This is a genomic window from Shimia sp. W99, assembly GCF_053851455.3.
Map to the genome: position 1 here is coordinate 841378 of NZ_JBSQBU020000001.1, position 16394 is coordinate 857771.

Here is a 16394-nt window from a genome sequence, read left to right on the forward strand (position 1 = left end):
GACACCGTGTTCTCCTCGATCTTTATTGCGCGTCCCAAGACGTCGTTCGTGATTTCACTGGTTCTGACCCTCATGGGGATCATCGGATTTGTCGCGCTGCCGGTGGAACAATTCCCAGAGATCACGCCGCCGGTGGTGAATGTCAGCGCCAACTATACCGGTGCCAACTCGGAAACCGTTGAAAATACCGTCGCAGCGCCGATCGAGGCACAGGTCAATGGTGTGGATGACATGATTTACATGTCCTCGGACAGCACGGATACCGGGTCCTACAATCTTTCAGTCACATTCGAAGTCGGTACCGATCCGGATATTGCGTCGGTGAACGTCCAGAACCGGGTGGCTCAGGCGGTCGCCTCTCTGCCGACGGAAGTGACCAACTCGGGTGTTGTGACACAGAAATCGTCATCCAACATGCTGTTGATCGTTACGCTGGCCTCCCCCAACAAGACGTATGATGAAGTTTTTCTGTCCAACTATGCGTCGATCAACCTCAAGGATGCTTTGGCGCGTGTTGGCGGGGTCGGCAAGGCCGACGTCATGACCAATTTCGAATACTCCATGCGGATGTGGATGGATCCAGACCGCATGGCCGGGTTGGGGCTCACGCCGACAGACCTTGTGGCAGCGATTCGCGAGCAGAACCTTGAAGTCTCTGCAGGGCAGGTGGGAACCCCGCCAGTGCCGACCGGGCAACAATTTCAGTATACGATCAAGTCAAAAGGGCGCCTGACGACGGTCAAGGAGTTCGAAGACATCGTTCTTCGGACTGGTGACGCCGGAAGCATCGTGCGAATTCGGGATGTTGCGCGGGTTGAGCTGGGATCAAGCTACTACAACGCCTCGGGGCGCTTTTCGGGCAATCCCGCGACGGTTCTTGCGATCTACCAGGCGCCTGGCGCGAACGCTTTGGCCGTTCGCGATGGCGTGATGTCCGAACTGGAGCGCCTGTCCCTCGCGTTTCCGGATGATGTGGAATTTGCGGTTCCGTTCGATTCCACGCGCTTTGTGAACCAGTCGCTGAAGGATGTGATGGTCACTCTGATGCAGACCTTCGTTCTGGTGATCGCGGTTGTTTTCATCTTCCTCGGGAGTGTGCGAGCCACGGTCATTCCAGCAGTCGCAATTCCGGTGTCGCTAATCGGGACCTTTGCATTTCTTCTGGCATTCGGGATGTCGCTGAACACGATTTCGCTATTCGCGCTGGTTTTGGCGATCGGGATCGTGGTGGATGATGCGATCGTCGTTGTTGAAAACGTCGAACGGATCATTGCCGAAGAGGGGTTGAGTCCGCCGGACGCGACCCGCAAGGCGATGCAACAGATCACTGGTCCGGTGATTGCAACCACCTTGGTTCTGCTGGCGGTGTTTGTCCCCGTGACCTTCATGCCGGGAATCACGGGGAGGCTATATTCCCAGTTCGCTGTGACGATTTCGACGGCTGTCGTGATCTCCTCAGTGAACGCGCTGACCTTGTCCCCAGCGTTGTGCTCGTTGATCCTCAAGGCGCGCTCGGGTCCGCCCAAGGGGCTGCTGGCGGTGTTCGAACGGGGTATAGGAGGCGTGCGCGGCGGGTATGTCGGGATCGTCAAGCGCATGGTGCGCATTCCCCTGATCGCTCTGGCGATCCTTGGCGGGCTTATCCTTGGTGGCGGGTCTCTGATGAAGGCGCTTCCGGCCGGGTTCATTCCGCTTGAAGACAACGGTTATCTCTTTGTCGATGTTCAACTGCCCGACGCGGCTTCGCTTGAGCGTACCGAAGCGGTGACGAACCGGCTGAACGAACAGATCATGGAAGTGCCCGGCGTGGTGTCGACTGTTCTTGTGAACGGGTTCAGTCTGTTGAGTGGCGGTAGCTCAAACGGCGCTATGATCATCGCGAACCTTGCGCCATGGACTGAGCGGGAAACGCCGGAGTTGAGTGCCAACGGGGTTCTGCGAAACATCCTTGGCATCGCCAATCAGGAAGTGGCCGCCAGCGTCATCGCGTTCAACCCGCCGCCCATTTCGGGCCTGGGCATGAGCGCCGGTGTGGAAATGAAAGTGCAACAGACCGGAGGTGGCTCGGCACAGGATCTTTCCGCAGCTGTGGGATCTCTTGTTTATGCAGCGAACCAGCGGCCCGAGCTTGCGCAGGCCTATTCTACGTTCCGGGCCAATGTGCCAAAGGTGTTCGTTGATCTTGACCGGGAGAAGGCCAAGTCTCTCAATGTATCCGTCGCGGACGTATTCCAGACTCTGCAAGGTTATATGGGATCGATCTATGTCAACGATTTCAACCTGTTCGGGCGGGTCTATCGCGTCATGATCCAGGCCGAGGGTGAATATCGCGACCGGGTCGAGGATATCAACAGCCTGTATGTGCGGTCGCAATCGGGGGAAATGGTGCCGTTGGGCACACTGGTCACGGTGAAAAAGGAACTGGGGCCTGTTGCGCTTAATCGCTACAACATGTTCCGCTCGGCAACGGTGACGGCGGTTCCCAAGGAAGGATTGTCGACGGGCGATGCGATCCGGGTGCTCGAGGAAGAGGCCGCGAATGCCTTGCCGCCGGGTTATGCGTTCGAATGGACCGGTACGGCCCAGCAGCAACAGGCTGCCGGGGGGCTGGTGGCGCTCATTCTCGCGATGGCGGTCATCTTTGGGTACCTGTTCCTTGTTGCGCAATACGAAAGCTGGACCATGCCGATTGGTATTCTGTTGTCGGTGACGGTGGCGCTTTTCGGGGCCTTGGCGGCGGTGGCCATCGCCGGTGGGGATGTGAACCTCTATACCCAGATCGGGATGATCATGCTGATTGGTCTGGCTTCCAAGAACGCGATCCTGATCGTGGAGTTCGCCATGGAACGCCGGGCATCCGGCCTGTCCATTCGCGAAGCCGCGATAGAGGCCGCATCCCAGCGTTTCCGCGCCGTGATGATGACCGCGTTGTCCTTCCTTCTGGGGGTGGTTCCATTGGTTGTGGCCAGCGGCGCCGGCGCGGCGTCGCAGCAGGCGATCGGTATCGCGGTCTTTGGTGGCATGTTGGCGGCGACCGTGATCGGGGTCATCATCGTGCCTGTCCTTTACGTTCTGCTGCAAGGCGCACGTGAATGGGTCAAAGGACAGGGCAAGGCCGAGGCACAGGAAGGGTGACTGGCTGGCGGTGGTAGGCCCGGCAGGATTCGAACCTGCAACCAAAGCGTTATGAGCGCTCTGCTCTAACCGTTGAGCTACAGGCCCGCCTGAGGCCATTTGCTAACAGAACAGACAGGCGCGTCAAGGGATACCGTTGCCCTTGACGCCAGGATGGTCTAGTGCCTCTCGCAAGCGAAAAATGGAGTGGGCCATGAGCGACGGCAAGAACGGCATTACCTATGCGGATGCAGGTGTAGACATTGATGCGGGCAATGCGTTGGTGGAACGGATCAAGCCCGCCGCAAAGCGGACCACGCGCAGTGGTGTAATGGCGGGCCTTGGCGGTTTTGGAGCCCTGTTCGATCTCAAGGACGCGGGCTATGTCGACCCGATCCTTGTTGCCGCGACCGACGGTGTTGGCACCAAACTACGTATTGCGATTGATACCGGAAATGTGGATGGCGTGGGGATCGACCTTGTCGCGATGTGTGTGAATGACCTCGTGTGTCAAGGCGCCGAACCCCTGTTTTTCCTGGATTATTTTGCCACTGGAAAGCTTGAGACTGAGCAGGCGGCACGGATCGTCGAAGGGATTGCAGAGGGTTGTTTCCAATCGGGATGCGCGTTGATCGGTGGCGAAACCGCCGAAATGCCGGGCATGTACGAAGCGGGTGATTTCGACCTAGCGGGGTTTGCCGTCGGCGCGATGGAACGCGGTGCGGACTTGCCCGATGGTGTGGTCGAGGGCGATGTGCTGCTTGGATTGGCGTCCAACGGCGTGCATTCGAACGGCTACTCTTTGGTTCGCAAACTTGTGGACCTTTCGGGCCTTGGTTGGGGCGATGCTTGTCCATGGTCCGAGGGAACGCTTGGCGCGGCCTTGCTGGCGCCGACCCGGCTTTATGTGAAACAGACGCTGGCGGCGGTGCGGGCAGGGGGCGTTCACGCGCTGGCCCACATCACTGGCGGCGGATTGACCGAGAACCTACCGCGGGTGCTGCCGGAAGATTTGGGCGCGGATGTGGACCTTGATTCCTGGGATCTGCCCGACGTCTTCAAATGGCTGGCCAAAACCGGCGGCATGGAAGAGGCGGAAATGCTCAAGACCTTCAATTGCGGCGTCGGCATGATCCTGTCGGTGGACGCGGCGCGGGCCGACGCGCTTGAGGCGTTGCTGCGTGACGAAGGCGAAACCGTTTACCGGCTCGGTCACGTGACCAAGGGGGCGGGAATGCGTTATTCGGGCAAGCTCCTGTGAAGAAACGCGTTGCCATTTTCATTTCCGGAGGCGGATCGAACATGGTGCGCCTTTTGGAAGACATGGCCGCACCGGACCACCCGGCGGAACCCGTATTGGTTTTGGCCAATGACGCGGAGGCTGGCGGGCTGAAAAAAGCCGCAGGGATGGGCGTGCAAACCGCTGTCGTGGATCACCGTCCCTTCAAAGGGGATCGGCCTGCCTTTGAGCAGGCCCTTCAGGCTGAACTCGACAAGGTGCGCCCGGATATCCTGTGTCTGGCGGGGTTCATGCGGGTTCTGACCGAAGGGTTCGTTGCCCCTTGGGAAGGACGTATGATCAATATCCACCCGTCGCTTCTTCCCAAGTATAAGGGCCTGCATACCCATGCCCGCGCCTTGGAAGCTGGGGATACAGAGCACGGTTGCACAGTGCATCTTGTTACTCCTGCGTTGGACGACGGGCCGATCCTTGGGCAAGCGAAGGTCGCGGTCCAAGCGGACGATACGCCCGAAATACTTGCGGCGCGCGTTCTGACTATGGAGCACAAACTGTATCCAGCTGTTTTACGTAGGTTTGCCGAAGGTAACAGGACGCCGGTGTACCTGTGAGCCGGGCAAATTTGCATTTCCCACGCTTTGTGCGTAGAGCTTGGTGGGCACGCAAGGCACGCACAGAAACGAAGAAGAACTGCCGCATATGAAAACCCTGACAAGCACGGAAGAACTCGCGCAATTCTGCCAGATGGCGCGCGGGTACCCCTATGTGACCATCGACACCGAGTTCCTGCGTGAGCGGACCTATTACTCCAAGCTGTGCCTGATCCAGATGGCCGTGCCCGAAGAGGGTGAGGACAGCGCTGTCCTTATTGACCCGCTGGTGGGCGAAATGTCGCTTGAGCCTCTTTATGAGCTGTTTCGCGACACATCCGTAGTCAAGGTGTTCCACGCCGCGCGGCAGGATCTGGAGATCTTTTTTGTAGAGGCTGGCGTGTTCCCCGATCCGCTGTTTGATACGCAGGTCGCGGCGATGGTCTGCGGCTTTGGTGAACAGGCCGGGTATGAAACACTCGTCCGCAAGATTGCCAAACAGGGTGTTGATAAGACAAGCCGATTCACGGATTGGTCGCGGCGCCCGCTGACTGAAGCACAAATGAAATACGCGCTGGCGGATGTGACGCATCTGCGCAAGATCTACGAGTTTCTTTCGGCGAAGTTGAAGGAAACCGGGCGCAGCCACTGGGTTGAGGAAGAACTGGCCATCCTGACCAACCCTGATACCTATGTCATAAAGCCATCCGAGGCATGGCAGCGGGTCAAGACACGGACAACTTCCCCCAAGTTCCTGAGCATTGTCAGGGAGTTGGCCCGTTTTAGAGAAGGCTACGCCCAAAGTCGCAACGTGCCGCGCAACCGCGTGTTCAAGGACGATGCGCTGGTTGAGCTTGCCTCGACCAAGCCGGGTAACATGAACGATCTTGGACGGTCTCGTCTGTTGCTGCGCGAAGCGCGCAAGGGGGAGATTGCCGAAGGCATCCTCAGTGCAATCCAGGTCGGACTGGAATGCCCGCCGGAAGACATGCCGAAGGTGGAAGCCAAGAATGATCGGCAGCAGGTCAATCCGGCTTTGGCGGACCTTCTGCGGGTTCTTTTGAAGGCCAAGACGGAGAGTTCGGGCGTGGCGCCGAAACTGATTGCGACGGCTTCGGAGCTTGATGCGCTGGCCTCTGGCGAACGTGACGTGGCGGCGCTGCAGGGGTGGCGTAAAGAAGTGTTCGGCGAGGACGCCCTACGCCTGTGCGACGGTCAGGTTGCGCTGGCGGCAAAAGGTGGTTCCGTCCGGATCATCAAGCTCTGAAAAACCGCGAAAAACCGCGAAATACCGGGTTCGGTATCACATCGGTAAAACGTCGGTATTGTGTCGGTGCCTTTAGCGGCGCCGGGCCTGACGCGCGTTTTGCTGGCCTGCGACGCGAATGGTGTGCACGCCTTTGAGCTGCTGCGTGGTCACGACATGTCCGACAGTGACTTCACGCGACCGTTCCGGGCCGCCATAGGGGGCGCCAGCCGGGTGAACGCCCAGAAGATCGTAGGTCAGCACGCCGTTTTCCGGCACGCCACCATTGCGCGGTTTGAGTTTCACCGCGAAGACGCCGTGTACGCGAGGCACACCGACGGCTGTGACCAGGGCGCCTTCGGGCACCTTCTGAACAGTCACTGATTTGACGGTCTGGATAGGAATGCCGCTATAAACCGCAACAGGCCGCTTGGCGAAGACGCCGGTGTCCTCCTGACCCGGCAAAAGCGGGTTCGCCGTTCCTTCGGGGGCCGGTTCGTCTGCTCCGAACCAGTTGACCGGATTCCAGCGGGACTGGCAGGCCGTCAGAGCCAGTGTGGAGATCAGCAGAAGGGACAGGACAATACGCATCAATCAGGCCTCTTTCGTTGCTTCAATGGGTTAGCGCATCGGAACCATCTTGAAAAGCGTCAATGGCAGGTCTGGACCTTTTGCGCAGTCCAACTTAGGTGATGGGTAAGTGAAGGAGGCCGGGCATGGCAACGGAAGCATTCGAAGAGATTGTCGATGATTTCGATTTCATCGAAGAGTGGGAAGACCGCTATCGTTATGTCATCGAGCAGGGCAAGGAGATGCAACCGTTGGACCACGCTCTGAAGGTGCCTGCCACCAAAGTTGATGGCTGTGCCAGCCAGGTTTGGTTGCATCCCCGTATCGAGGGGGGCGTATTCCAGTTTGACGGCGACAGTGACGCGATGATCGTGCGGGGGCTGATCGCGCTGCTGCGCAAACTTTACAATGGGTTGACGCTTGCCGAAGTTCTGGATGTGGACGCCCGTGCCGAGATGACGCGGTTGGGGTTGAACGAGCATTTGTCCTCTCAACGCTCGAACGGGCTGCGCGCAATGATCGAACGCATCCGCACAGTCGCGGCGGCGGGTTGATATCCGCCTTTGGCGGATGCCTGCGGCGCGAGTATTTTTGGCAAAATGAAGCTCAGGGCCGGGCGCGAAAATGGGCCAGGACATAAAGCCGGATCGCGGTGGCCAATCCGGTTTCCAGATCACGTTCTGCATCAATCTCGGCGGCGAGCGCGTTGATTGGCATGTTCTTTTCTTCCGCGATATCCCGGAAGGCGCGCCAGAAGTCATCTTCGAGGGAAACGCTGGTGCGGTGCCCTTTGAGGGTGAGGGAGCGTTTGACGGGCCGGGCGCTCATGTGTCGTCACGCTTGTGGCTGTCGATATGGCGGGTGGCCTTGTCCGCTTCGGCCTTGTCGCGTTGCTTTTCGGATTTGGTGCGGCCGAATTTGACCGCGTTTTCGTCGGCGCGGGCCTTTTTGTCAGCCCGCGCCTTTTGTTTTCGAAACCGGTTCAGGTTGACCGGTTCGGACATCAGTCTTTGGGCCCGATCATCTGTTCGGGGCGCACGACCTTGTCGAAGGTTTCGGCGTCGACAAAACCCAGCGCGATGGCCTCTTCCTTGAGAGTGGTGCCGTTCTTGTGCGCGGTCTTGGCCACTTTGGTCGCGTTGTCATAGCCGATGGTCGGCGCCAGCGCGGTGACCAGCATCAGCGATTCCTTCATCAGCTTGTCGATGCGCGGCTCGTTGGCCTGAATGCCCAGCAGCATCCGTTCAGTAAAGCTGTCAGCGACGTCGCCCAGAAGCTGGATCGACTGCAGCAGGTTGTAAGACATCATCGGGTTGTAGACGTTCAACTCGAAGTGACCCTGCGATCCGGCAAAGGTCATGGCTGCGTTGTTGCCCATGACGTGTGCGGCCACCTGGGTCATGGCTTCGGCCTGGGTCGGGTTGACCTTGCCCGGCATGATCGAGGAGCCGGGTTCGTTTTCCGGCAGGATCAGTTCGCCAAGACCCGAGCGCGGGCCAGAGCCGAGGAAGCGGATGTCGTTGGCGATCTTGTACATGGCCCCGGCCACGGTCGCGAGGGCGCCGGACATGAAGACCATGGCGTCATGGGCGGCCAGCGCCTCGAATTTGTTAGGAGCGGTGACAAAGGGCAGGCCGGTGATCTCGGCCATGTTGGCCGCCACGGTTTCACCCCAGCCTTTCTGGGTGTTGAGGCCCGTGCCGACCGCGGTGCCACCTTGCGCCAACTCATAGATGCCGGGCAGGGCTGCTTCGACGCGGGCGATACCCTGGCGGATTTGATGGGCGTAACCCGAGAACTCCTGACCCAGGGTGAGAGGGGTGGCATCCTGGGTGTGGGTCCGGCCGATCTTGATGATGTCCTTGAATTCTTCCGACTTCTGCTCGAGCCCTTCGGCCAGCTTGGTCAGGCCGGGCATCAGCACGTCACGTACCGACATCGCGGTGGCGATGTGCATGGCGGTCGGGAAAGTGTCGTTCGAGGATTGACCCATGTTGCAGTGATCGTTGGGGTGGACCGGATCTTTGGAGCCGATCACACCGCCGAGAATTTCGATCGCGCGGTTGGCGATGACCTCATTGGAATTCATGTTCGACTGGGTGCCCGAGCCTGTCTGCCAGACGACCAGCGGGAAGTTGTCGTCAAATTTGCCGGCAACCACTTCGGATGCGGCCTGGATGACGGCGTCCGCGAGCGTGGCGTCGAGCTTGCCCGAGGCCTTGTTCGCCATGGCGCAAGCCTGTTTGATCACGCCGAGCGCGCGCACGATGGCGACAGGCTGCTTTTCCCAGCCGATGGGGAAATTCATGATCGAGCGCTGTGTCTGAGCGCCCCAATACTTGTCTGCGGGAACTTCGAGCGGGCCAAAGCTGTCGGTTTCGGTGCGGGTTTGAGCCATCATGACCTCCGGTAAAACACTTGGGAATGTCATACCGGACGGGGCGCAAAGTGCAATACTGTATACCGTGGGATACCGCTAACAGGCGGATGCAAATCGTCGCGGGTGGATGCTATTTGCGGAAGCTGTCCAGGCTGACAACGTCGGCTTCCTTGCGAGGGGAGTCTTCTTCGTCCGCCTCGAGGTCTTTTTCCTCGAGCAGGTCGTCGAGATCGTCGTCCTCATCGTCTTCCTGCGTTTCGAAGCGCAAACCAAATTCGACCGAGGGATCCACGAATGTCTTGATCGCGTCATAGGGAATGTACAGCGGCTCCGGTGAATCCCCGAAGTTCAGCGTGACCCCGAATCCCTCGTCTCCAACCTCGAGATTGTCGTACCAGTGCTGCATGACCACGGTCATTTCACCGGGGTAGCGGTCAGACAACCAATCCGCGATTTCTACATCAGGGTGTTGCGTGTCGAAGGTGATGAAAAAGTGGTGCTCACCGGGAAGACCGTTTTTCTGCACATCGCTCAATACTTCCTGAATCAGGCTGCGCATGGCGCGGTGCATGAGGTTTCCATAGTCGATGCTTCGGGACATGGCGGCTTTCTCGATAAGGGCTGCATTTACAATAGAAGATTCGTCGGGAAACAAAAGATGAGGGCGGGCAAATTTTTGCCCTCAGAGGAGGCTGGGAACGAGCCCTGCGAAAGCGCAGAGCGCAAGCACCGCGAGAAGGGGGAGTCGCAAGGCAAACAGCGTCAAGCACGCGAGGCCAACGAGCGCCGCCATCATGGGGGAAAAGCTCGACAGGTCGGGCAGCGGCACCGGATGCGGTGTGACAGTTTTGAAGAGGAGGTTCAGCGTGAACCACAGGCTCAGATTGATGATGACGCCGGTCACTGCGGCGGAAATGAAATGCAGTCCGGCGGATAGGCGCGGATTGGCGAGAATACGGCTTACATGTGGAGCACCAGCGAATATCCATAGAAAACAAGGAGTAAAAGTGCACCATAGGGCCGTGATGCCAGCAAGCGCGGCGAGGGTTGCGCCGCCCTGATGATGTCCGGCGAGAGTGGCTACGAATTGCGTGACGAGGATCAGCGGGCCGGGGGTTGTCTCTGCAAGCCCAAGCGCGTCGATCATTTCCCCGGTGCTGAGCCAGCCGTGATCGTGAACAACGGCCTGCACCATATAGGCCAGCACTGCGTAGGCGCCGCCAAATGTCACTATTGCCAGCTTGGAGAAAAATACCGCCACGTCCCACAGGAATGTCGCATTGACGAGATGGAGAAAGCCAATCGGGGCCAGCCAGAGCGTGCCCCAGATCAGGATGGTTCGGAAGGTCGTGGAAACCGGGGCGCGCGCGGGTGATATGGCTGGGGTCTTTTGTTCGGTGGCGCGCGCTATCCCGACAAGCGCAGCGGCCGCAATCAGGGCCGGAAAAGGAAGCCAGCCAGCATAAAGGCAGATGAAGCTGGCAAGGGCCACGCCCCATTCCAGGGGGCCGGTAAGAACTTTTTGGGAAAGACGAACCAAGGCTTGCAGGATGATGGCGACAACCGCCGCCTTGACGCCCAAAAACGCGGCCTGAACCAAAGGCACATTTCCGAAAGTGATGTAGAGCGCGGCAAGGGCGGCGATGACCAACGCGCCGGGCAGAACAAAAAGCAGACCCGCGAGCAGTCCACCCGCTGTGCCGCGGATCTTCCAGCCACAGAACGTGGCGAGTTGCATAGCTTCGGGGCCGGGAAGCAACATGCAGAAGGAGAGGGCGCCCAGAAAATCTTTCTCGGAAAGCCAGCCTGTCCGATCCACCAGTTCACGGTGCATCAGGCTGATCTGGGCCGCAGGACCTCCAAAGGACAGGAGGCCAATTCGCCCGAACACGGAAAACATGCGAGAAAGGTCAGTGGTGCGCGCCATGCCGTTTTGGCACCACGACGCGGTGCAAAAAGCAAGGCGATTCGGACTCTATCCGATCCGTTGACCCGTCAGGCAGAGCGCCATCGACTGTTCCGGCAGGAGCCCCATTTGCTCAAAGAAGCTCATGAAGTCGAAGCTGTTGTAGGTTTCTACCATCTTGTCGCCCTCGAACCGGGCGAAAAGCTGTCCCGAACCGATTACGGGCTGACCATTGGCGGGGTTGGTCACGCGCATCGAATACAAAGCCGATGCCCAGTCTCCGTCTTCCATGACCTTGTCGAGCGAGACCTTGGGGTCTTCGACCATGTCGAGAAACATCGGAACGAGTTCGCGAAAATCATCCGGCCCCACCTGCAAGTCGGGCAATAACCCCTGTGCCTGTGTGTCCGGGCTGAATAATTCGTCAATGGCATCGAGGTCGGCGTCGATCCAGACCCGCTGATACCATTCCTGTAAGATGTCACGCTTTTCCATGAGAAATACCTGCCTAGCTGCGGAATGTCTGACACAGGCATAACGCGAAAGAATAATCGTCAGGTTAACGCGAGGAAGTGCAGGCTTCTGTTGCCAGGTGCCTGCGAACCCCGCCTGATACTGCTAGGCATCAGGACTTAAGTTTCGGTCTTGCTACTGCTTACGCAGCAACTGCAACCGGAGCACGATTGTCATTTGCAATTGTACAAGTTTCGCCGATAACGGTGGCAGACAGCCGAGACAAAGCTAACCCCTTTAGACGTTCGTCGATCCTGTTTCGGCCCCATGACCCCCAAATGAAGGGTTTTGGTGGAGCCGCCGGGTACCGCCCCCGGGTCCGATCCGCTTATTACGAGCGCGTTTATGTCCATAGTTCCCGAGGGAACAGCCAAGATATAAGTCCCGATCCGTTCCGTTGCAAGCCGCAGATTTCGAGAAGCTCACCGATGCCCCTACAAGATCAAATTTGAAAATAGTTAATTTATTCAAAGGTATATGTTGTGATGCTAAAGCTTTCATCCAGTGATGGCGCAACAAAATGTCGGGTAATGTGTTCAAACTGCTCTTCGCTGACGGAAAACGGATGAGTGCCGGAGGCATTTCGGATGCGCAGCCGCTCACGGCAGGTTTCGGTCGGTACATCCAAATAGTGCAGAATATGGGGACAGCCACTATCCTTGAGGATGTCATGCAACCAAGCCCGGCTTTCAAGCGTGTTGGCTCCGAAGTCCAGAACCACTGAGACGCCCGCGCGCAGCAATCCGGTCACGTGTGGGGTCATGGCCGCGCGCAACCGGGCAGAATAGCGTACGTAATCCGCGAGAGAGGACATATCCGGGCCGAAGAGTTCAGCCATTGGTCTTCGGAAATAACCACGGTCGCCGGGTCAAGCGCCAGTTTGGCGGCCAAGGTTGATTTCCCGGCAGCCACCTTGCCAACGAGAATATGTAGGCTTCCGCATTGGGTCATGGCGATGCGCGTGCCGCGCGAGCGGCCATGGCATCCCTGCCAAGCTGGAGTGTGCAGGCTGTCAGCTCGGACAGGGCCGCGTCCGCGCTGGCGGCATCCCGGGCCTCGATGGCATCGGCAATTCTGGTGTGCAGAGCAACAATCACGTCGCGGTTGCGTTGGGTGAAGGTGATCATGTTCATCAAGGGCTGCATCGCCTCGACCGCGCCCGCAAGCTGGTAAGACAGAACGGGGTTGGAGGCGCCATCCACAAGGGCGCGGTGAAAGGCGACGTCGCTGTCGCAAAAGCTTTCGTCCGACAGGCCGGGCTGACCTTGCCGGTGGATTTCGGCGCGCATGGTCGCCAGGTGATCCGGGCTGCGGCGTTCGGCGGACAAGGGGGCGCAGGCCCGCTCCAGTGCAAACCGCGCTTCGCAGGCTGTCTGAAAGTCGACTGCATTCATGGACAACAAAAGTGTCGAGGTCGTGATGTGATGGGCGCAGGCTTCATCATAGCTCAGACGACGCACAAAAGCCCCTCCGGTGGCGCCGCGCTGGGTGCGGATCAAGTTCTGCGCCGCAAGCCGCTTTAGGGCTTCGCGCACAGTTGGGCGAGAGACCTCGAACTGGTCCGCAAGCTCTGCTTCAGAAGGCAGGCGTTCATCGACGATCAGGTCACCGGAAATGATGGCATCCCGGATGGCTTTGGCGATTTGTGCGGAAAGATCGGAGCGGCTTTGGGGGTCAATTTTCATTTGTCAGACATTTATTGTTTGATCGAACTTTAAATGTCTGACATTTTGATGGCAAGAGGTGAGTCGCAAAAGGGGGGATTGGGAAATGCTTGTTGGCCTGATCAAAAGCGCAACCCACGCGACATCTCACGATACCCGGTTGACTGCGCACCTTGATGCGTCGTCCATCTATCAACTGACCCATCACCGCGGGCACGGATTTTTCCTGCTGACAGCGGCGGGGCCGTGTGCAGCAGGTACCAGTCCGGTGCTTACATCAAAGGATATGACATGGCTGTAATTGTACCGTCGCGCCGCGTGCGCAAAACTCCGTTTACACCCGGCGTCGAGGCAGCTGGCGTGAAGGCTTATACGGTCTACAACCACATGCTTTTGCCGGTGGTGTTCGAAAGCGTTGAAGCCGATGCTGCGCATCTTAAGGCGCATGTTCAGGTTTGGGACGTGGCGGTGGAGCGGCAGGTTTCCATCAAGGGGCCGGACGCGCTCCGATTGATGAAGTTGATCAGCCCCCGTGACATGGACAAGATGGCGCCGGATCAATGCTACTACGTGCCGACAGTGGATCACAATGGCGGCATGCTGAATGACCCGGTGTCGATCAAGCTGGCCGATGATCACTATTGGTTGTCGCTGGCGGACGGCGACGCGCTCCAATTCGCTCTGGGGATTGCCATCGCCAAGGGGTTTGATGTCGAGATCGAGGAGCCGGATGTGTCGCCTTTGGCCGTGCAAGGCCCCAAGTCTGACGAGTTGATGGCCCGTGTTTTTGGTGAGGGCGTGCGTGACATCCGGTTCTTCCGCTACAAGAGGATGGCCTTTCAGGACACGGAATTCGTGGTTGCGCGTTCGGGTTGGTCCAAACAGGGCGGGTTCGAAATCTATGTCGAGGGAAGTGCCTATGGCATGCCGCTTTGGGAGGCCCTGTTTGCCGCTGGTGAAGACCTGAATGTGCGAGCTGGGTGCCCGAACAATATCGAGCGGATCGAAAGCGGGTTGCTGAGTTTTGGTTCGGACATGCGCCGTGATAACACACCGATCGAATGCGGGCTGGGCAAGTTCTGCAACAGCCCGGAAGATTACATCGGACGCGCAGCACTTGAGGCGCAATTGCGCGATGGACCGCCGCGCCAGATCCGTGCGGTGGCGATTTCCGGCGACCCGATCCATTCCTGCAGCGAAGGTTGGCCCATGTTGGCCGATGGAAAGCAGGTGGGGCTGGTGGCCAGTGCCGTGTGGTCCCCCGAGTTCGAGACGAATGTCGCGATCGGCATGGTGGACCGGTCGCATTGGGAGGCCGGGACCGAGACGGAAATCGCGACCGAGCACGGCATGCGCAAGGCCAGCGTTCAGGCCAAATTCTGGCGCTAGGAAATCTGGCGGGGCTGGGGCCCTGCGTCGAATGGATTGAAGCAAGAAAGGCCCGGTGTGTTTGGCACCGGGGATATGGAGAGACGAATGTTCAAAGCACTGGTGATGGAACAAAACGCCGAAGGGGTGGCGGAAGCGCAACTGAAGGAAATCGGCGAAGACCTGTTGCCCGAAGGTGATGTCACCGTGGCAGTGGAATACTCGACCGTAAACTACAAGGATGGGCTGTGCCTGTCCGCCAAGGGGGGCGGATTGGTGCGCAAATATCCGCATGTGCCGGGCATTGATTTTGCGGGAACTGTCGAGACCTCGGAGGATGCGCGGTACAAGCCCGGTGACAAGGTTGTCCTGACCGGTTGGCGCGTGGGCGAGATCCATTGGGGTGGATATGCCCAGAAGGCGAGGGTCAAGGGTGACTGGCTGGTGCCTTTGCCCGAAGGGCTGAGCACCAAACAGGCGATGGCCGTGGGGACGGCGGGTTTTACCGCGATGCTGGCTGTTATGGCATTGGAAGACCATGGGTTGAAACCCGGGCAGGGGCCTGTGCTGGTGACAGGGGCCGCAGGGGGCGTTGGTTCGGTGGCGACCGCCATTCTGGCCAACCTGGGCTACGAGGTGGCCGGTGTCACGGGGCGGCCGGATACAGAGGACTACCTCAAATCCCTTGGTGCAGCGCGGATCGTGGCCCGCGAAGAGCTCAACGAAACCACAAAGCGCCCGTTGGAAGCGGAAACATGGGCGGGCTGTGTTGATGCGGTGGGCGGCGAGATGCTGGCCCGCGTGCTGGGGCAGTTGAAATACGGAGCCAGTGTGGGCGCGGTGGGGCTTGCCGGTGGGGCGGCGCTGCCTGCGACCGTCATTCCGTTCCTTCTGCGCGGGGTGAACCTTTTGGGAATCGATTCCGTGATGCAGCCCTATGACAATCGGGTTCGCGCCTGGAAACGGATCGCCAGCGATCTGCCCATGGACAAGCTTGAAGCGATGATCCGGCCTGCAAGGCTGGAAGACCTGCCGCAACTGGGGGCGGATATCCTCAAGGGGCAGGTTCAGGGTCGCGTCGTGGTGGATGTGAACGGCTGATCGCCTGATACATTTTTGCAAAGTTCCCGTGGCACGACCACGGGGCCTTTGCCGCGCATGATTTTTCGCCTGCACATTATTTTTGAAAGGACCAAGTCTATGACCGACAAACCCATCAGCCGCTATCCCGTGCCAGCGCTTGACGACCTTCCCGAAGACATCCGAAACTTGATGCTTGGCGTTCAGGAGAAAGCAGGGTTTATTCCCAACGTGTTCCTGACTCTGGCCCATCGTCCCGACGAATTCCGCGCCTTCATGGCTTACCATGACGCCCTGATGGAGAAAGACAGCGGTTTGACCAAGGCGGATCGCGAAATGATCGTGGTGGTGACGTCGAGTGACAATAGCTGCCAGTATTGCGTGGTCGCGCATGGGGCGATCCTGCGTATTCGGGCCAAGGATGCGACCATTGCCGACCAGGTTGCCGCTAATTATCGCAAGGCTGATATCACGCCACGGCAGATGGCAATGCTGGATTTTGCCATAAAAGTGTCGAACGATGCCCGTGCGATTTGCGAGGGCGACTTCGAAACGCTGCGTGCCCACGGGTTCAGCGACGAGGATATCTGGGATATTGCTGGGGTCACGTCCTTCTTTGGCCTGTCGAACCGAATGGCCAATTTCATCTCGATGCGCCCCAATGAAGAATTTTTTGGCATGGGGCGCTGACCGCGGTGTCGCACGGGTGAGGTTGCTTGACCT

At 58.8% G+C, this 16394-nt stretch carries 17 protein-coding genes, 1 tRNA gene and 1 other RNA gene; 8 read left to right on the forward strand and 11 right to left on the reverse strand.

The window, feature by feature from the left end; all coding sequences use genetic code 11:
* Positions 1-6 precede the first annotated feature (6 nt).
* Complete coding sequence (locus ACS3QZ_RS04070; protein WP_456036684.1) at positions 7-3135, forward strand: efflux RND transporter permease subunit; 3129 nt, start codon at positions 7-9, stop codon at positions 3133-3135.
* Between the two features lie 11 nt (positions 3136-3146).
* Here ACS3QZ_RS04070 and ACS3QZ_RS04075 read toward each other — a convergent pair.
* Positions 3147-3222 (reverse strand) — tRNA-Ile (locus ACS3QZ_RS04075).
* A gap of 106 nt (positions 3223-3328) precedes the next feature.
* Here ACS3QZ_RS04075 and purM point away from each other — a divergent pair.
* The 3 genes from purM (at position 3329) to rnd (ending at position 6211) form a co-directional block, all read left to right on the forward strand.
* On the forward strand, positions 3329-4375 hold the full coding sequence (purM, locus tag ACS3QZ_RS04080; RefSeq protein WP_456036685.1) for a phosphoribosylformylglycinamidine cyclo-ligase: 1047 nt from the start codon (positions 3329-3331) through the stop codon (positions 4373-4375).
* Complete coding sequence (gene purN, locus ACS3QZ_RS04085; protein ID WP_456036686.1) at positions 4372-4965, forward strand: phosphoribosylglycinamide formyltransferase; 594 nt, start codon at positions 4372-4374, stop codon at positions 4963-4965. Before purM ends, purN begins: the two co-directional genes overlap by 4 nt.
* 88 nt (positions 4966-5053) lie before the next feature.
* A complete protein-coding gene (gene rnd, locus ACS3QZ_RS04090; protein WP_456036687.1) occupies positions 5054-6211 on the forward strand; it encodes a ribonuclease D in 1158 nt (385 codons plus the stop codon).
* Positions 6212-6283: 72 nt separating this feature from the next.
* Here the strand turns inward: rnd and ACS3QZ_RS04095 are convergent, their stop codons facing one another.
* Positions 6284-6784: a hypothetical protein gene (locus ACS3QZ_RS04095; RefSeq protein ID WP_456036688.1), complete on the reverse strand. Its 501-nt coding sequence runs from the start codon at positions 6782-6784 to the stop codon at positions 6284-6286.
* A gap of 122 nt (positions 6785-6906) precedes the next feature.
* Between ACS3QZ_RS04095 and ACS3QZ_RS04100 the strand changes: the two genes are divergently transcribed.
* Positions 6907-7314, forward strand: a complete 408-nt coding sequence (locus ACS3QZ_RS04100; RefSeq protein WP_456036689.1) for a SufE family protein — start codon at positions 6907-6909, stop codon at positions 7312-7314.
* A gap of 52 nt (positions 7315-7366) precedes the next feature.
* Here ACS3QZ_RS04100 and ACS3QZ_RS04105 read toward each other — a convergent pair whose 3' ends face one another.
* From ACS3QZ_RS04105 to ACS3QZ_RS04145, 9 genes are all read right to left on the reverse strand, one after another.
* Positions 7367-7588, reverse strand: a complete 222-nt coding sequence (locus ACS3QZ_RS04105; RefSeq protein ID WP_456036690.1) for a ribbon-helix-helix domain-containing protein — start codon at positions 7586-7588, stop codon at positions 7367-7369.
* Positions 7585-7764: a DUF4169 family protein gene (locus ACS3QZ_RS04110; protein ID WP_456036691.1), complete on the reverse strand. Its 180-nt coding sequence runs from the start codon at positions 7762-7764 to the stop codon at positions 7585-7587. Before ACS3QZ_RS04110 ends, ACS3QZ_RS04105 begins: the two co-directional genes overlap by 4 nt.
* Entirely contained in the window at positions 7764-9158 is a 1395-nt protein-coding gene (gene fumC / locus ACS3QZ_RS04115) for a class II fumarate hydratase (RefSeq protein WP_456036692.1), read from the reverse strand. Before fumC ends, ACS3QZ_RS04110 begins: the two co-directional genes overlap by 1 nt.
* 112 nt (positions 9159-9270) lie before the next feature.
* Entirely contained in the window at positions 9271-9741 is a 471-nt protein-coding gene (locus ACS3QZ_RS04120) for an SspB family protein (RefSeq protein WP_093094194.1), read from the reverse strand.
* An 81-nt stretch (positions 9742-9822) separates the two neighbouring features.
* Complete coding sequence (gene chrA, locus ACS3QZ_RS04125) at positions 9823-11067, reverse strand: chromate efflux transporter (RefSeq protein ID WP_456036693.1); 1245 nt, start codon at positions 11065-11067, stop codon at positions 9823-9825.
* Between the two features lie 48 nt (positions 11068-11115).
* A complete protein-coding gene (locus ACS3QZ_RS04130) occupies positions 11116-11541 on the reverse strand; it encodes an ester cyclase (protein ID WP_093094159.1) in 426 nt (141 codons plus the stop codon).
* 76 nt (positions 11542-11617) lie between these two features.
* Positions 11618-11966: a transfer-messenger RNA gene (gene ssrA / locus ACS3QZ_RS04135) on the reverse strand.
* 56 nt (positions 11967-12022) lie between these two features.
* Positions 12023-12397, reverse strand: a complete 375-nt coding sequence (locus ACS3QZ_RS04140; RefSeq protein WP_456036694.1) for a P-loop nucleotide/nucleoside kinase family protein — start codon at positions 12395-12397, stop codon at positions 12023-12025.
* Positions 12398-12506: 109 nt separating this feature from the next.
* Entirely contained in the window at positions 12507-13244 is a 738-nt protein-coding gene (locus ACS3QZ_RS04145) for a FadR/GntR family transcriptional regulator (RefSeq protein ID WP_456036695.1), read from the reverse strand.
* A gap of 270 nt (positions 13245-13514) precedes the next feature.
* Here ACS3QZ_RS04145 and ACS3QZ_RS04150 point away from each other — a divergent pair, with 270 nt between their 5' ends.
* The 3 genes from ACS3QZ_RS04150 (at position 13515) to ACS3QZ_RS04160 (ending at position 16361) form a co-directional block, all read left to right on the forward strand.
* A complete protein-coding gene (locus ACS3QZ_RS04150) occupies positions 13515-14612 on the forward strand; it encodes a dimethylsulfoniopropionate demethylase (RefSeq protein WP_456036696.1) in 1098 nt (365 codons plus the stop codon).
* Positions 14613-14699: 87 nt separating this feature from the next.
* Positions 14700-15692, forward strand: coding sequence for an acryloyl-CoA reductase (acuI, locus tag ACS3QZ_RS04155; protein WP_456036697.1), 993 nt, complete (start codon positions 14700-14702; stop codon positions 15690-15692).
* Positions 15693-15791: 99 nt separating this feature from the next.
* Positions 15792-16361, forward strand: coding sequence for a peroxidase-related enzyme (locus tag ACS3QZ_RS04160; RefSeq protein ID WP_456036698.1), 570 nt, complete (start codon positions 15792-15794; stop codon positions 16359-16361).
* Positions 16362-16394 lie beyond the last annotated feature (33 nt).

What these genes read in the sequence shown, in the direction of transcription:
- rnd (WP_456036687.1), top strand. Translation starts at nt 5,054, where the DNA reads ATGAAAACCCTGACAAGCACGGAAGAACTCGCGCAATTCTGCCAGATG.
- ACS3QZ_RS04140 (WP_456036694.1), bottom strand. Translation starts at nt 12,397, where the DNA reads ATGGCTGAACTCTTCGGCCCGGATATGTCCTCTCTCGCGGATTACGTA.
- ACS3QZ_RS04160 (WP_456036698.1), top strand. Translation starts at nt 15,792, where the DNA reads ATGACCGACAAACCCATCAGCCGCTATCCCGTGCCAGCGCTTGACGAC.
- purM (WP_456036685.1), top strand. Translation starts at nt 3,329, where the DNA reads ATGAGCGACGGCAAGAACGGCATTACCTATGCGGATGCAGGTGTAGAC.
- ACS3QZ_RS04120 (WP_093094194.1), bottom strand. Translation starts at nt 9,741, where the DNA reads ATGTCCCGAAGCATCGACTATGGAAACCTCATGCACCGCGCCATGCGC.
- ACS3QZ_RS04150 (WP_456036696.1), top strand. Translation starts at nt 13,515, where the DNA reads ATGGCTGTAATTGTACCGTCGCGCCGCGTGCGCAAAACTCCGTTTACA.
- chrA (WP_456036693.1), bottom strand. Translation starts at nt 11,067, where the DNA reads ATGGCGCGCACCACTGACCTTTCTCGCATGTTTTCCGTGTTCGGGCGA.
- ACS3QZ_RS04100 (WP_456036689.1), top strand. Translation starts at nt 6,907, where the DNA reads ATGGCAACGGAAGCATTCGAAGAGATTGTCGATGATTTCGATTTCATC.
- ACS3QZ_RS04110 (WP_456036691.1), bottom strand. Translation starts at nt 7,764, where the DNA reads ATGTCCGAACCGGTCAACCTGAACCGGTTTCGAAAACAAAAGGCGCGG.
- ACS3QZ_RS04130 (WP_093094159.1), bottom strand. Translation starts at nt 11,541, where the DNA reads ATGGAAAAGCGTGACATCTTACAGGAATGGTATCAGCGGGTCTGGATC.
- ACS3QZ_RS04105 (WP_456036690.1), bottom strand. Translation starts at nt 7,588, where the DNA reads ATGAGCGCCCGGCCCGTCAAACGCTCCCTCACCCTCAAAGGGCACCGC.
- ACS3QZ_RS04145 (WP_456036695.1), bottom strand. Translation starts at nt 13,244, where the DNA reads ATGAAAATTGACCCCCAAAGCCGCTCCGATCTTTCCGCACAAATCGCC.
- fumC (WP_456036692.1), bottom strand. Translation starts at nt 9,158, where the DNA reads ATGGCTCAAACCCGCACCGAAACCGACAGCTTTGGCCCGCTCGAAGTT.
- acuI (WP_456036697.1), top strand. Translation starts at nt 14,700, where the DNA reads ATGTTCAAAGCACTGGTGATGGAACAAAACGCCGAAGGGGTGGCGGAA.